Source organism: Streptomyces cellostaticus, from assembly GCF_001513965.1.
Classification (GTDB): domain Bacteria; phylum Actinomycetota; class Actinomycetes; order Streptomycetales; family Streptomycetaceae; genus Streptomyces; species Streptomyces cellostaticus.
Map to the genome: position 1 here is coordinate 1 of NZ_KQ948022.1, position 14,445 is coordinate 14,445.

General features: G+C 72.4%; 13 protein-coding genes and 3 pseudogenes. 9 read left to right on the plus strand and 7 right to left on the minus strand.

All coding sequences use genetic code 11. The features are described from left to right. Nucleotides 1-761, minus strand: a pseudogene (locus AQI88_RS16755) (hypothetical protein); the annotation flags it as partial. Nucleotides 762-1,316: 555 nt separating this feature from the next. Here AQI88_RS16755 and AQI88_RS47045 point away from each other — a divergent pair. Continuing rightward, a pseudogene (locus tag AQI88_RS47045) lies at nt 1,317-2,248 on the plus strand (NAD(P)/FAD-dependent oxidoreductase); the annotation flags it as partial. Between the two features lie 121 nt (nt 2,249-2,369). Here the strand turns inward: AQI88_RS47045 and AQI88_RS16765 are convergent. Then, a complete protein-coding gene (locus AQI88_RS16765) occupies nt 2,370-3,182 on the minus strand; it encodes an EamA family transporter (protein ID WP_066999217.1) in 813 nt (270 codons plus the stop codon). A gap of 155 nt (nt 3,183-3,337) precedes the next feature. Between AQI88_RS16765 and AQI88_RS16770 the strand changes: the two genes are divergently transcribed. From AQI88_RS16770 to AQI88_RS43145, 3 genes and pseudogenes are all read left to right on the plus strand, one after another. Then, nucleotides 3,338-4,219, plus strand: coding sequence for a LysR family transcriptional regulator (locus AQI88_RS16770; RefSeq protein ID WP_066999219.1), 882 nt, complete (start codon nt 3,338-3,340; stop codon nt 4,217-4,219). Between the two features lie 73 nt (nt 4,220-4,292). Then, nucleotides 4,293-4,943 carry a GntR family transcriptional regulator gene (locus AQI88_RS16775; protein WP_066999221.1) on the plus strand — a complete coding sequence of 217 codons (651 nt, stop codon included), beginning with the start codon at nt 4,293-4,295 and terminating at the stop codon, nt 4,941-4,943. A 109-nt stretch (nt 4,944-5,052) separates the two neighbouring features. Beyond that, a pseudogene (locus AQI88_RS43145) lies at nt 5,053-5,214 on the plus strand (PIG-L family deacetylase); the annotation flags it as partial. Between the two features lie 32 nt (nt 5,215-5,246). Here AQI88_RS43145 and AQI88_RS16780 read toward each other — a convergent pair. Then, nucleotides 5,247-6,005, minus strand: a complete 759-nt coding sequence (locus tag AQI88_RS16780) for a helix-turn-helix domain-containing protein (RefSeq protein WP_079057616.1) — start codon at nt 6,003-6,005, stop codon at nt 5,247-5,249. A gap of 191 nt (nt 6,006-6,196) precedes the next feature. Beyond that, complete coding sequence (locus AQI88_RS16785; protein WP_066999226.1) at nt 6,197-6,691, minus strand: SH3 domain-containing protein; 495 nt, start codon at nt 6,689-6,691, stop codon at nt 6,197-6,199. 275 nt (nt 6,692-6,966) lie between these two features. Here AQI88_RS16785 and AQI88_RS16790 point away from each other — a divergent pair, with 275 nt between their 5' ends. The 4 genes from AQI88_RS16790 (at nt 6,967) to AQI88_RS16805 (ending at nt 11,027) form a co-directional block, all read left to right on the plus strand. Continuing rightward, the gene (locus tag AQI88_RS16790; RefSeq protein ID WP_066999229.1) at nt 6,967-7,491 is read left to right on the plus strand and encodes a MarR family winged helix-turn-helix transcriptional regulator; all 525 of its coding nucleotides are present in this window, start codon (nt 6,967-6,969) and stop codon (nt 7,489-7,491) included. Between the two features lie 306 nt (nt 7,492-7,797). Beyond that, nucleotides 7,798-8,178, plus strand: coding sequence for a DoxX family protein (locus AQI88_RS16795; RefSeq protein WP_066999232.1), 381 nt, complete (start codon nt 7,798-7,800; stop codon nt 8,176-8,178). Then, nucleotides 8,175-8,642: a peroxiredoxin gene (locus AQI88_RS16800; RefSeq protein ID WP_066999235.1), complete on the plus strand. Its 468-nt coding sequence runs from the start codon at nt 8,175-8,177 to the stop codon at nt 8,640-8,642. Before AQI88_RS16795 ends, AQI88_RS16800 begins: the two co-directional genes overlap by 4 nt. A 54-nt stretch (nt 8,643-8,696) precedes the next feature. After that, the gene (locus AQI88_RS16805; protein ID WP_066999238.1) at nt 8,697-11,027 is read left to right on the plus strand and encodes an ATP-binding SpoIIE family protein phosphatase; all 2,331 of its coding nucleotides are present in this window, start codon (nt 8,697-8,699) and stop codon (nt 11,025-11,027) included. On the opposite strand, the gene AQI88_RS16810 is transcribed toward AQI88_RS16805, so the two are convergent. From AQI88_RS16810 to AQI88_RS16820, 3 genes are all read right to left on the minus strand, one after another. Continuing rightward, entirely contained in the window at nt 11,028-11,462 is a 435-nt protein-coding gene (locus AQI88_RS16810; protein WP_066999241.1) for a cupin domain-containing protein, read from the minus strand. A gap of 364 nt (nt 11,463-11,826) precedes the next feature. Next, nucleotides 11,827-12,435 carry a DNA polymerase ligase N-terminal domain-containing protein gene (locus tag AQI88_RS16815; protein WP_066999244.1) on the minus strand — a complete coding sequence of 203 codons (609 nt, stop codon included), beginning with the start codon at nt 12,433-12,435 and terminating at the stop codon, nt 11,827-11,829. Nucleotides 12,436-12,493: 58 nt separating this feature from the next. Beyond that, nucleotides 12,494-13,357 carry an oxidoreductase gene (locus tag AQI88_RS16820; RefSeq protein WP_066999248.1) on the minus strand — a complete coding sequence of 288 codons (864 nt, stop codon included), beginning with the start codon at nt 13,355-13,357 and terminating at the stop codon, nt 12,494-12,496. Nucleotides 13,358-13,505: 148 nt separating this feature from the next. On the opposite strand from AQI88_RS16820, the gene AQI88_RS16825 reads away from it, so the two are divergent. Continuing rightward, a complete protein-coding gene (locus tag AQI88_RS16825; RefSeq protein WP_066999252.1) occupies nt 13,506-14,381 on the plus strand; it encodes a helix-turn-helix domain-containing protein in 876 nt (291 codons plus the stop codon). The last annotated feature ends 64 nt before the right edge of the window (nt 14,382-14,445 follow it).

A 14,445-nucleotide genomic window follows, 5' to 3' on the forward strand; every position in this document is an offset into this window, starting at 1 on the left:
CCGAACACTCGGGCTGATGCAAGTGCTTCGCCGATGTGCTCGTCAGTCGCTAGCTCCCGCGCCAGCTCCATTTCATCGTCCGACAACCGCACAGCGAGGTTCACCAGGCCGGCAGCATCAATCACGCGTCTGGCCTCGATCGTGTCCCTCGAGGTGTCGTTCTGCAGCCGGTGCAGATTGCTGGTGCTGAGCGTGGCGATGATGGTCCGGCCTCGGCCGGCTGAGACTATGTGCTGGACGTCGTTGAACATCAGTCCGCCCGGCACGAGGTACTGATCCAGCTGATCCAACCAGAGGACCGTGTTTGACGAGGCTTTGACGTGCTCGACCCCTGCGCGCAGACTGTCGACCGCAGTGGGCGCGATGAGTGTGTGCTCGGGAACCGCCGCCCGTACGGCTTCGAAGGCGGTACGCGTCGTCCCGGACAGCCGGTCGCCAACCAGCAGTACGAATTTGCCCGACCGCAGGAGTCCCACCAGGCGGTGGTGCACGTCCCTGCACACGTACGGAGGTACGTCAGCACCCACGTCCGGCAACCAAGTCCGCCGTATCCCGACAAGGGTCGGATCGTCGACCTCGCGCACCAGGGGAAGTCGCTTGATACCAGGAACCCTCACGCACCCCTCCTGCATGGCGTTCCGGTTGCCCTTGGCGCGAGCGAAATGGTTCTTGGCCTGATCGGTGAACACTCCACCGAGCGCGGCGACTACAACCCCCGCGACGACCGCTGAGGGCGTCTTGACACCGACTGCCTGCAACACAGCTGGAAGTGTCACCGCGACGGCAAGAAGGCACACGATGCCTAAGGACCCCAGAATCGGCCCACCACGCCGCGACCGCGCCATCGCACCCCCGTTTTGCACCGGCCCTGCCACTGTGAAGCCATGGTCAGCACTGGGAGGACTGAGGTCAACCGTGCAACAGATCGCGGCAGTGGCCAACCGTTCACGTCGCGAGCCGGACGGGAAGAGCGCGGCTTGACCCACCCGAAGGGAATCACGACACGCTACGCTGTGATCAGGCAGCTGACCTGTGAAAATGCTGTGTGGCTCCACCCTCGGGCGAAGAGGGCGAAGCCTTTCTTCGTCTGTAAGGAAATCCGCTGCGGCAGGGTTCGAGTCACCTCGCCGAGCTGGTGCTACGTCCCCGTCAGGCCGGTGGCGTCGTCCAATCAGGGCGGTGTCGGGACGCAGTCGGGACACAAGGACAGGAAAAGACTGACAAAGACGAAGAGATGCCGGCACGGCTTACCCCATCTGACCTGCAAAAACGCCATGAACGAGCGTGGATAGGCAAGGGCCGCCAAGATCCCCAAAGGACTCGTCATCGCCACGGGGGTGCGTCCGCGCCGGCTGCCCGGCGAGGGAGCCCACGTGCTGCGCTCCCTCGACGACGCCCTGGCCCTGCGGGACCGGCTCGGCCCGGGGCGGCGGCTGGTGGTGGTCGGCGCCGGGTTCCTCGGTGCGGAGGCCGCCGCCGTGGCGTGGCGGCTGGGCGCGCGGGTGACGCTGCTGGAGCCCGCACCGGTGCCGCTCGCGCATGCGGTCGGCGAGGAGGTGGGCCGGGTGCTGGCCCGGGCGCACCGGGAGCGGGGCGTGGATCTGCGCACCGGTGCCACGGTCACGGAGGTGACCGAGGCAGGGGTGCGCCTCGCGGACGGCCGGGAGGTCGAGGCCGAGGGGGTGCTGGTCGCGATCGGCTCGCTGCCGAACACCGAGTGGCTGGCGGGCAGCGGACTCACCGTGGCCGACGGGGTGGTCTGCGACGCGTACTGCGAGGCCGCACCCGGTGTGTACGCGGCCGGGGACGTGGCCCGCTGGCACCACCCGCACTTCGGTGTGCCGATGCGGATCGAGCACCGTACCAACGCGGCGAGCAGGGCATGGCGGCTGCCCGGAACCTGCTCCGTCCCAAGGCGCGCAAACCGTTCGCGCCGGTGCCGTACTTCTGGTCGGACCAGTACGACCTGAAGATCCAGGCGTATGGGTATCTGCGCGGCCACGAGGAGGTCGCGGTCGTGGACGGCAGCACGGCCGAGGGCCGGTTCGTGGCGGCGTACCGGGCCGGTGACCGGCTGACCGGAGCACTCGCCGTCGGCATGCCGCCCAAGGCGATCCGCCCTTGGCGGCGGGCGATCGTGGTGGATGTGTCCTGGTGGCGGGCTGTGGGGTGGGGTGGGCCGGGGTGGTCGTCAGTCGGGCCTGGTCGCGATGCTGAGCGCGTTGGTGGCGGCGTACCGGGCCGGTGACCGGCTGACCGGAGCACTCGCCGTCGGCATGCCGCCCAAGGCGATCCGCCCTTGGCGGCGGGCGATCGCGGCGGGCGCGTCCTGGTGGCGGGCTGTGGGGTGGGGTGGGCCGGGGTGGTTGTCAGTCGGGCTTGGTCGCGATGCTGAGCGCGTTCGCGGTGACGACCGCCCCGATGGCCGCCCACTCCGGGCCGCCGAGGCCCTGGCCGAGGACCACCCATCCGACCACGGCCGCGAGCACCGGGTTGACGCTCATGAACAGCCCGAACGTCTGTGCGGGCACCGTCCGCAGGGTCAGCAGGTCGGCGAGGTACGGCACGGCCGAGGAGAGCACCCCGGCGGTGACGGCGCACAGCACGGCCCCGGCCGTGGGCGGGTGCTGTACGACGACGAGGATCCCGGCCGGCAGGAAGGCCAGCGCCGACACCCCCGCGGCGGCGCCCGCTCCCTGGGCCCCCGGGATGCGGCGGCCGACGATCCGGTTGAGCAGGATGTAGGACGCCCAGCAGCAGGCGGCCACCAGGCCGAGGCCCATCCCCACGTAGTCGGTCGAGGGCTGCGGGCGCATCAGGACGACGACCCCGGCCGCCGCCAGCACCGCGCACCCCGCGTCCAGCCGGCGCCGGGACGCGGCCAGCGCGATGGCGAGCGGACCCAGGAACTCCAGGGTCACCGCGAGGCCCAGGCCGATCCGGTCGACCGCGCTGTACAGGCTGAGGTTCATCGTCCCGAAGACCGCCGCCAGCAGCAGCACCGGCCACCACTGGCGCCAGGTGAAGGACCGCAGCCGCGGCCTGCCGACGGCCAGCAAGGCCAGCGCGGCGACGTACTGGCGCACCGCGACCACACCGAGGGGCCCCAGCACGGGGAAGGCCAGCGCCCCGATGGCCGCGCCGGTCTGGTTGGACAGGCCACTGCCGAACATGGTGGCCACTGCGGTCCACCGCCGATCCCGCGGCGCGGGAGCGGACACGGTCGGGGACGCGGTCGCGGCGGCGGGGCGTTCGAGAGCTTGAGGCATGACGGGATGGTGCGCCACCAGGGTGCTTGCGCAAAATGCATACAGCTCGATATCTATACGCTGAGCGTATGCATGACGCCGACATCGATCTGCGACAGCTCCGCTGCCTCGTGGCCATCGTGGACGAGGGCACCTTCACCGACGCGGCCATCGCCCTCGGACTCTCCCAGGCCGCCGTCTCCCGCACCCTCGCCTCCCTCGAACGGGCCCTGGGCGTACGCCTGCTCAGACGCACCTCGCGCGAGGTGACCCCGACCGCGACCGGCCTGCGCGTGCTGGCGCAGGCCCGGCGGGTGCTCGCGGACGTGTCCGAGCTGGTCCGGGAGGCCACCTCGGGGCACGAGCGGGTGCGGATCGGGTACGCCTGGTCGGCGCTCGGCCGCCACACCGTGGCCTTCCAGCGGCGCTGGACCGCCGCACATCCCGGTACCGACCTGCACCTGGTGCGGGTCAACTCCCCGTCCGCGGGCCTCGCCGAAGGCGCCTGCGACCTCTCGGTCGTCCGCAGGCCGCTGGGCGACCGGCGCTTCGACACCGCCATCGTCGGCCTGGAACGGCGCCTGTGCGCACTCGCCGCCGACGACCCCCTGGCCAGGCGCCGCTCGGTCCGGCTCGCCGACCTCACCGGCCGCACCCTCTTCATCGACCGCCGTACCGGCACCGCCACCCCGGAGCTGTGGCCGCCCGACATCCGCCCGGCCGTCGAGGAGACGCACGACGTCGACGACTGGCTCACCGTCATCGCCGCCGGACGCGGCATCGGCGTGACCGCCGAGTCCACCGCGAACCAGTACCCGAGGCCCGGCATCGTCTACCGGCCGGTGCGCGACGCCGAGCCCGTCGCCGTACGTCTCGCCTGGTGGCGGGGCGATCCGCACCCGGCCCACCAGGCCGTGCTGGAACTCCTCACGGACCTCTACCGCACGGGCCGAGCGGCCGGCGAGGGATAGGCGCGAACAAAATTGTTGGCAATCTTGGTTGGCTGGATTTACGTTCTACGGGCACCCATTCAGGGAGGGCACAATGCCGAAGGAAGCCCGTCCGGCCACCGGAGAGCAGGCCAAACAGCATGCGCTCGCGCTGCTGCGGCAGGCGATCCTGCACGGCGAGATGGCGCCGGCCCAGCGGCTGGTGGAGAACGAACTCGCCGAGCAGTTCGGTGTGACACGGGCCGGCATCCGCGCGGCACTGATCGATCTGGAGGCCCAGGGACTGGTCGAACGGATCCGCAACCGCGGCTCGCGGGTGCGGGTGGTGACCGTGGAGGAAGCGGTCGCGATCACGGAGTGCCGCATGGTCCTGGAAGGACTGTGCGCGGCCAAGGCTGCCGTCGCGGCCAGTGACGAGCAGCTGACCGAGCTCTGCGACCTCGGCGCGGCGATGAGCAAGGCGGTCGCCGACGGCGAGCCGGTGACGTACTCCGAGCTCAACCACCGACTCCACGACCGGATCCGGGAGATCTCGAGGCAGCAGACCGCCGTCGAGCTGCTGGAGCGCCTGAACGCCCAACTGGTCCGGCACTGCTTCCAGTTGGCGCTCAGGCCGGGGTGTCCGCAGCAATCCCTGAACGAGCACCTGGCGATGATCGAGGCGATCAGGGCCAGGGACCCGCAGGCGGCCGAAGCGGCCGTCCGCGCCCACCTCGCCGGCGTGATCGACGCGCTCAGCGACTGACGCGCCGCGCGCGGGACGCGGGGGCGGGCGCGTACCCGTCCATCGAGGCGAGGGCACCGACAGGGGGACCACCCCCGGCGGTCGACCGCCTGAAAGGGAGATCCTTGCCATGACGCACGCCAACGCGCCGGCCACCCCACCACGTTCCACCCTCGTCGTCACCGCGCACGCCGGGGACTTCGTGTGGCGTGCGGGCGGAGCCATCGCCCTCGCCGCCTCCCGGGGCGAGAAGGCCACCATCGCCTGCCTGACCTCCGGCGAGCGCGGTGAGCGCCCCGGAGCCGGGTGCGGCACCCGCCCGTTTCATCCCTCGCCCGCCGGCTCCACGTCCAGCCCCGTGCACGCCAGCTGCCCGCCCACCTCGGCACACGCCTCCACGCCCCGGGGCGAACGGACGGCGAGCATCGGGCTGGCGTATCCGGCCGAGTCGTCCGCCGGATAGCTCGCCGACAGCAGGTCCTGCCCCGCCCGCACCGACACCTCCCGCGCCTGCGGGGAGTGCACGTGCACCTCCGACCACGCGGTGCCGCAGGCGGGCGAGTAGCGCAGGCGGACGTCGTACCCGGAGTCGCTGACCGCGCCCTTGGTCTGCGCGTCCCGGGCGCACACCGAGGCGTCGGGCAACTCGCCCCGGCAGGAGTGCGCGTGGCAGCGGGGCCCGGTCAGCAGGGTCTGCGCGGCGGGTGCGGGGGCGCCCGGCCGCCCGGCCACGGTGAGGGCGGCGGCCACCGCCGCGGCCGTAGCGAGCAGGGCGAGCGACAGCGGAAGCCACCGGGAGCGGGGCCGGCCCTCCTGCTCCGGCGGACTCGGCGCGGGTGGTTCCCCGGCCGCCTCCCACAGGGCCAGCACGGGAGCGGGATCGGCGCCGGCCAGCCGGCTGAGCGCCTCCACGGCCGGCCGCGGCGGCCGTTGGGTGCCGGTCAGATAGCGGTGCCAGGCCGACTTGCTGTAGGGGGTGCGTGCGGCCAGGGCCGCCAGGCTCAGTCCCGTACGGTCCCTCAGTTCGCGCAGTCTCACCACCAGCGGCTCGTCCGGTGTGGTCGATCCTTGGGGATGCCGCATGGTCCCTCGACTCCCATTCCGCTATGGGCGCTTTCGCCCCTGTTGTCGGAATGGCTTCCCTGGAGATCGGCCTCTGCAACACCTGGTGAGGTATGAGGACGGTGAAGCATGCAGGAGTCGAAGACCCGTTCGGGGAAGGGGAGTTCCCGAACGGGTCTTCGACTGTCAGGGTGTGTGGCGGTCGGCGGTGGTCAGCACCACGGGACGGCACGTCCGGTGCGGACGTAGCGGCCCGAGACATAGCCCCGGTGCTGGGGGAGCCGGTACCAGGTGTGGTTGCCGTACACCCCGGAGCCGTACGTCTTGCAGGTGAGCGTCAGCAGCCGGTGCGTGTGCCGGTGCCCGATCACCCGGTAGTAGGTGCCCGGGCCGGAGCGGACGTTCAGCCGGGCGCCGTGCGTGTGGACCCGACCGAGCAGGGGCAGGGTCCGGCGGTACGACATGCCCTGGGTGACGAAGTGGTGGACGCGACGGGAGCGGAGCCGGCGGTGGTGGACGCGGTGCGTGGACCGCTTGGCGTGGCGGGTGCGGTGCTTCGGGTGCTGCGCGGGGTGCTGGGCGGTCGCGGTGGGTACCGGGCGCGGGGTGGTCGCGGCGCTCGCGGGGGCGGCCCCGGCCGCCGCGGGCAGGAACGCGAGCACCGCGACCGTGGCCAGCAGGCCGCTCTTGAGAGTCCGTCGGATCATGGAAACCTCCGGCTGTCGATCTCGTGACCACGCATCGTGATCACATCGGCCAGCGTTTCCGTGACGGGCCGTCAGGATGCCGTCCCCGCGTCCCGTGGGACGCCGGGGACGTGCCCGGGGACGGACGCCGTCCCTGTGGCCCGGTCCATCTGGTCCTCGGCCGGGAGGCGTTCCACCGTCCTGTCCGTCTCCGTGGACGTCCGGGTGGCGTGCCCCGAGGGTGCACTCCTCGGCAACTTACTTAAGTTACGCAACAATATGGTAAACTCGCGGGTATGCCCACGGAACCGCTGCCCGACGTCCCTGCCGCTTCTCCCGAGGTCATCGACATCGAGCGTGCTCTGACGCGCGTCACCTACCTCAGTACCCGCGCCCGGCAGCACGACCGGCTGATGGCGCTGGCCGGTGTGCCGCTGGACCGGGCCGCGGTCGCGCTGCTGCGGCAGGTCGCCGACTCCGAGCCGCTCCGGCCGGGGGAGCTGGCGCAGCGACTGGGCGTGGAGGCCTCCCATGTGACACGGACCGTGCAGCAGCTGCAGCGGGCGGGCTACGTCACCCGCGTCCCCGACCCCGACGACCGCCGGGCCCAGCGGATCCAGCTCACCGACGCCGGCCAGGAGGCCGTGGAGCGGATCCGGGAGGCAGGCGCCCGCGGGATGCAGCTCGCCCTGGCCGACTGGCAGCCCGAGGAACTGCGGCAGCTGGCTGCGCTCTTCCATCGCATGGTCGACGACTTCCTCACGTACGCGGTCGACGACGAGTGGGGGCAGGAGGCGGACGCCCCCGCGGCGAAGGCCTGACGGCGGGGCCTTGGCTGCGACTGCCTGGCGGTGGTCGTCCGGCGGTGGCCATGTGGCGGCGTCGGTCTGGCGGTGGCCATGTGGCGGCGTTGGTCTGGCGGTGGTGGTCTGGCGGTGGCGGTCCGGCGACGGCCATGTGGCGGCGTTGGTCTGGCGGCGGCCACCTGACGGCATCGGCCCGACGGTGTCGGCTCAGCGGCGTCAGCTCAACGCCGGCGCGGGCGGCCCCGGTCGATTGTCCCGAAGTCGCTGCCCCGCTCGCTACCGTCCAGTAATATCCGGCGGCAGATCATCAGAGGAGGAACCGTGCCCCGGTCCGAACGCTCACCCCTGCTGCTGGCCGGTCTGCTGGCCACCGCCGGGGTCGCCCACTTCGCCGTCCCGCGGCAGTTCGACGCCATGATTCCCCGGATGCTGCCGGGCTCGCCCAGGGCGTGGACGTACGGCAGCGGGGTCGTGGAACTGGCGCTGGCGGCCGGCGTGGCCTCGCCCCGCACCCGCGCGGTGGCCGCCAAGGCCGCGGCCGCCTTCTTCGTGGGCGTCTTCCCCGCCCATGTGCAGATGGCCGTGGACTGGCGGCACCGGCCCGCACCGCAGCGGACCGCGGCCCTGGCCCGGATGCCCCTTCAGGTACCGCTGGTGCTGTGGGCCCGCGGGGTCGCCCGCAGCGGGGAGGGCCGGTCGTGACGCAGCGCATCGAGGTCGGGGACAAGGCCGAGGACTTTGCGCTGCCCGACGAGAGCGGCACCACCCGGCGGCTCACCGAACTGCTGGCCGACGGGCCGGTCGTGCTCTTCTTCTACCCCGCCGCCCTGACGCCCGGCTGCACTGCTGAGGCCTGCCACTTCCGCGACCTCGCCGCGGAATTCGCCGCCGCCGGTGCCCGCCCCGTCGGGATCAGCGGCGACAGCGTCGAACGGCAGCAGGAGTTCGCCGGACGGCACACCCTCGGCATGCCGCTGCTCTCCGACGCCGACGGGGCGGTCCGTGAGCGGTTCGGTGTCAAACGGGGCTTCACCCTCGCGCCCACCAAGCGGGTCACCTTCGTCATCGCGCAGGACCGCACGGTCCTGGAGATCGTCCGCAGCGAACTGCGCATGAACACCCACGCCGATCGGGCCCTGTCCGTACTGCGTACTCATCAGGGCTGAGCCGGGGCGCTTCCGCGCTTGATGCGCCGGAATATTCGGATCATCCTGGGGCATATGGAGCGTGTCGCGGCCGCGGCGATCATCGATGCCCAGGGCAGGCTGACCGGGTGGAGCGAGGGGGCGCGGCTGCTCACGGGGCACACGGCCGACGAGGTCGTCGGCCGGCCGGCGGGCAGCCTCCTCGCCGAGACCGTACCTCCTGGTGTCCTCGCGGCACGGACCGGCACCGTCGCACTGCGCCACCGCGACGGCCACCGGGTCGAGCTGGCCCTCACCGCCTGCCCGGTCCTCGGCCCGGGCGGCGAAGGGGCTGGATACGTGGTCACCGTCACCGCGCCCGGCGCCACCCTGGCCGACCATGCCTTCCAGCAGGCGTCCATGTCCATGTCGGTCTTCGACCTCCGGCAGCACTACCTGCGCGTCAACGACGCCGCCTGCCACGTGATGGGCGTGCCCGAGGAGGCGCTGGTCGGCCGGTTCTACCCCGAGACCGTGGCGGACGCCGAGCACAGCCGGGGCTTCCTGAGCCATCTGCGCCAGGTCGCCGAGACCGGCCGGCCGCTGCGCTACGAGAGCTTCACCGGCGCCCCCGCCCCCAACCGGGAGCACGCCTGGAGCATAGAGATGTGGCCCCTGCGGGACGACTCCGGCGAGCTGACCGCGGTCGCCCTGGCCGCGTTCGACAGCAGCGAGCAGTACTGGGCCCGGCGCCGTCTCGCCCTGCTGAACGAGGCGGCCACCGGCATCGGCACCACTCTGGACGTGGTGCGCACCGCCGAGGAGCTGGTCGAACTCCTCGTCCCGCAGTACGCCGACTTCGCCAGCGTCGACCTGCTGGACTGGGTCCTCGGGGCGGACGAGCCGCCGATGATCCCCGAAGGAGTTGTCACGCTGCGCCGCGTCGCCCACGGCTCCACCCGGGAGGGCAACCCCGGTACGGCCGTACACCTGGGCGCGACGGACGTCTACCCGCCGTCCTCACCGCCGGCCCGTGCCCTGCGCGAGGGCGCCGCGATGCTCAGCCAGGCCGGCGAACCCGAGTTCGTCCAGTGGCTCGCGGAGCGCAACGCGCGCTCGCCCGAGGGCCGCCCCTACCGGCAGGGCGTCCACTCCATGATCGCGGTGCCGCTGCGGGCCCGCGGCACCCCCCTGGGCGTCGCCGTGTGCGTGCGCATGGCCCACCCGGACGACTACGGCCCCGACGACGCCGTCTTCGCCGAGGAGCTCGCCAGCCGCGCCGCCGTCTGTATAGACAACGCCCGCCGCTTCGCCCGCGAACGCAGCACCGCCCACGCCCTCCAGCACAGCCTGCTGCCCAGGGGACTGCCCGGACAGGCCGCGGTCGAGGTGGCGCACCGGTACCTGCCGTGCGGATCGCTGGCGGGGATCGGCGGCGACTGGTTCGACGTCATCCCGCTCTCCGGCAGCCGGGTCGGGCTGGTCGTCGGCGACGTGGTCGGCCACGGCATCCAGTCCTCGGCCACCATGGGCCGGCTGCGCACGGCCGTACGCACCCTCGCCGACGTCGACCTGCCCCCGGACGAACTCCTCACCCACCTGGACGACCTGGTCACCCACCTGGGCTCCGACGACAGCGGCGAAGAGATCGCCGAACTCGGCGCCACCTGCCTCTACGCCGTCTACGACCCCGTCTCCCGCCGGCTCTCCCTGGCCGCCGCCGGCCACCCGGCCCCGGCCCTCGTGCTGCCCGGCACCACCCCCGAGTTCGTCCCCATGACCGCCGGGCCGCCCCTCGGGGTCGGCGGGCTGCCCTTCGAGGCGACGGAACTGGAACTGCCCGAGGGCTCGGTCGTCGCCCTCTACACCGACGGACTGATCGAGGACCGCGACCGGGACGTCGACCACGCCACCGAAGAACTGCGCCGCGCTCTCGGCGTACCCACCGACTCCCTGGAGACCCTCAGCGACAACGTGCTCAAGGCTGTCCTGCCCGAACAGCCCACCGACGACGTCGCCCTCCTCATGGTCCGCACCCGCGCCCTCGGCGCCGACCGCGTCGCTACCTGGGACGTACCGCCCGACCCGGCCGAAGTGGCCGCCTTCCGGCAGGCGGCCACCGAGCAACTGGCCACCTGGGGACTGGACGAGGCCTCCTTCGTCACCGAACTCGTCGTCAGCGAACTCGTCACCAACGCCATCCGCTACGGCGTCCCGCCCATCCAGCTGCGCCTGATCCGCGACCGCGCGCTCATCTGCGAGGTCTCCGACGGCAGTTCCACCTCACCGCACCTGCGCCGGGCACACGCCTTCGACGAGGGCGGCCGGGGACTGCTGCTGGTCGCCCAGCTCACCCAGCGCTGGGGCAGCCGGCAGACGGGCAGCGGCAAGACGATCTGGGCGGAACAGCCGCTGCCCGACGCATGATCACTGGTACGGGCAGCCCGGGTTCGGGGCGTCCTCCGAGAACGGCGAACCGTGCGGCAGCACATAGAGCGCTTCGAGGACGAGCGGGGTGTCGCCCAGGTTGCGGCCTATGTGGACGTGGTCGGGGCCGAACGTCTCCCGGATCGTCGTGCCCGTCCGGTACACGCCGTCCGAGCCGCAGGCGGAGTTGAAGTGGCTGAGGGTGCCCTGCTTCACGAAGGCGTACACCGGACCGTCGTGGTAGTGCCATCCGGTGCTCTGGCCGGGCGGGATCGTGATCTCCCGCAGCGTGTAGTCGGTGCCGCCGACGGTGGTCTGGCCGATGATCCGGGTCGTCACCCCTGGGCCCGCAGGGGTCGCCCCGGCGGCGGTGCAGGTGAGGAAGGCGGCGGCGGTCACCGTGCCGACGACGGCGGTGCGGAGTGCGGTACGCATGCGGGAGCCTCCAGGAACGCGAGCGGCCATCGCCGCGAACATAGAGGCAGAACAGGCGCGTTGGGGGCGGAACCCGGTGATCCGGTGTCACCCGGCCGCGCGCTCCCGCACCACGCCCTCGGGCTTCTTGTCCTCCCGCAGCGGCGAGGAACCGCGGATGGCGCAGCACCCCGTCCCCGATCCGCTCAGCGAACGCCATCTGTGCGACCAGCTCCGGCGCCTCGCGCACCGTACCGGTGAACGGAGACGTCTTGCGGCGCAGCAGCGCCCGCCCGTCGGCGCGCTTGGCGATCAGCCCCTCGCAGCTGCGCTCGCAGGACTCGGCCCAGCGGGGCAGGGCGTCCACGAGACCCGGCACCGCCGGTCACTCCTCGCCGTCGGCGGCCACCTGGGCGAGGGTGCGTCCGGTGCGGACCGAGCGGGCCCGGCGGGGGTCCGGGGTGCCGTGACCCGCTGCCCGGGCGGAGCCCTTGCGCACCAGCAGCCAGGCCTCCTCCTCGTCCTGGCTGCTGCGGAAGCGGGTGAGGGCGTACTCGCCGTGCAGCTTGGAGCCGTGCAGCCGGAAGGTGGCGTGCCCCTGCTCCAGGGACTCCGCGAAGCCGACCGGACGTCCCCTGCGATCATGGCTGAGGGGCTCGTACGTGCCGTGGTCCCACACGATCACGGTGCCGCCGCCATACTCGCCCTTCGGGATCACGCCCTCGAAGTCCTCGTACTCCAGCGGATGGTCCTCGGTGGGCACGGCCAGCCGCTTGTCCCCGGGGTCCGTGGACGGGCCCTTGGGGATGGACCAGGACTTCAGGACGTCCTCCACCTGGAGCCGGAAGTCGAAGTGCATCCGGCGCGCGTCGTGGATCTGCACCACGAACCGGGGCCCCTCGTCCGCGGACGCCGCCGCCTTCCCGGACGGCTCCCGGGTCCGCTCGAAATCGCGCTTGCCGCGGTAGGTCCGCAGCCGGTCCTCCGTCGCCACGTGCGGCTCCTTCCGTGCCTCCGCCCCACGCGCCCCCGGGTACCCCGATACGGGCCGCTCAGCTCGCCATGCCGTCCAGCTCGGCCACCGCGTCCTCGGGCAGGACCAGCGCGGCGGCGGCGATGTTCTCGCGCAGGTGCTCCGGGGACGAGGTGCCGGGGATGAGCGCGATGGTCGGCGAGCGGCGCAGCAGCCAGGCGAGGGCGACCTGCTGGGGCGAGGCGCCCAGCCGTGCGGCGGCCTTCGACAGCGTCTCGGACTGCAACGGGGTGAAACCGCCGAGCGGGAAGTACGGCACGAAGGCGATGTTCTGCGCCGCCGTCCGCTCCACCAGGGCGTCGTCCTGCCGGTCGGCCAGGTTGTACAGGTTCTGCACGGTGACCACGGGCGCGATCGCCCGGGCCTCCTCCAGCTGCGCGAGGGACGCGGCGCTGAGCCCCAGGTGCCGGACGAGCCCCCGCTGCCGCAGCTCCGCCAGGGCGCCGAACTGATCGGCGACGGAGTCCTCGTTCGGGGTGTCCAGGTCGCCCAGCCGCAGATTGACCACGTCCAGCGCCTGCACACCAAGGCTGCGCAGGTTGTCGTACACCTGCGCCTTCAGGTCCTCGGGGTGCCGGGAGACGATCCAGCTGCCGTCTGCTCCCCGCCGGGCGCCGACCTTGGTGACGAGGTGCAGGCCGTCCGGGTAGGGGTGCAGGGCCTCCCTGATGATCTCGTTGACGACCACCGGTCCGTAGAAGTCGGCGGTGTCGATATGGGTGATGCCCGCCTCCACCGCCGCGCGGAGCACCGCCACGGCCCGGGCCCGGTCCTTCGGCGGGCCGAACACGTGCGGCCCCGCCAACTGCATGGCGCCGTAGCCCATGCGGGTCAGGGTCAGGCCGTCCGCCGGGGTGACGGTGCCGCCGAGCTGTGCAGTCATGTCGTACCTCTCGTGATGTGCCGGGCCACCGGAACGTCCGGTGACCTGACTCCACCGTGCGCCGACCGCACCCCCGGCGGCAGTGCCCCCGCGTTCCTGGGAGTGACAGGGACAGTCACCGTCACCGCTACGGCCGTACGGTGGTGTCATGGACGGCACGAACGCGCTCGGTGAGTTCCTGCGCGCCCGCCGGGCTCAGGTCCGGCCCGAGGACGTGGGGCTGCCCGGCTCGGGCCTGCGCCGGGTGCCGGGGCTGCGCCGCGAGGAGGTCGCGATGCTCTCCGGCATCAGCTCCGACTACTACCTGCGCCTGGAGCAGGGCCGCGACCGCAACCCGTCCGCCCAGGTCCTCCAGGCCATCGCCCGCGTCCTGCGCCTGGACGCCGACGCCACCTCCTACCTCCTCGGCTTGGCCCAGGACCGCACCGCCGACGTGCGTCGCCCGTCCCACGCCGGGTCGGCGCACCACCGGGACCAGGTCCCGCCCAGCCTCCTCCAGCTCATCGACGGCTGGCCCCGCAACCCCGCCTACCTCCAGAACCGGTACACCGACTGCCTCGCCGCCAACGCCCTCGCCACGGCCCTCACCCCGAACTACACGCCCGGCGTCAACCTGCTGCGGGCCGTCTTCCTCGACCCCGCCGAGCGCGCACTGCGCCGGGACTGGGACGACCTCACCGAGGAGGGCGTGGCCACCCTGCGCGCGTACGCCGGGCCCGACACGGACGACCCGCGGCTGCGCGACCTGGTCGGCGATCTGTCCCTGCGCAGCGAACGCTTCAGCATCCTGTGGGCCCGGCACGACGTACGGCCCCGGCGCGGCCGGGTCAGCCACCTGAGCCACCCGCAGGTCGGCGACCTCGACCTGCACTCGGACAAACTCTCCGTGGACGGCACCGACGGACTCACCCTGGTCGTCTTCCACGCCGAGCCCGGCAGCCGCAGCGCCGAACTCCTCGACATCCTCGGCAGCCTCACCGCACCCCACTCGGACGCCCGGCAGGAACGAGTCGAGGAGGAGTAGCCCGCCCTTCCCCGGACCGTGTCGTCCACGCAGCCTCACGGATAGGGTGAGCAGTGATCAACCG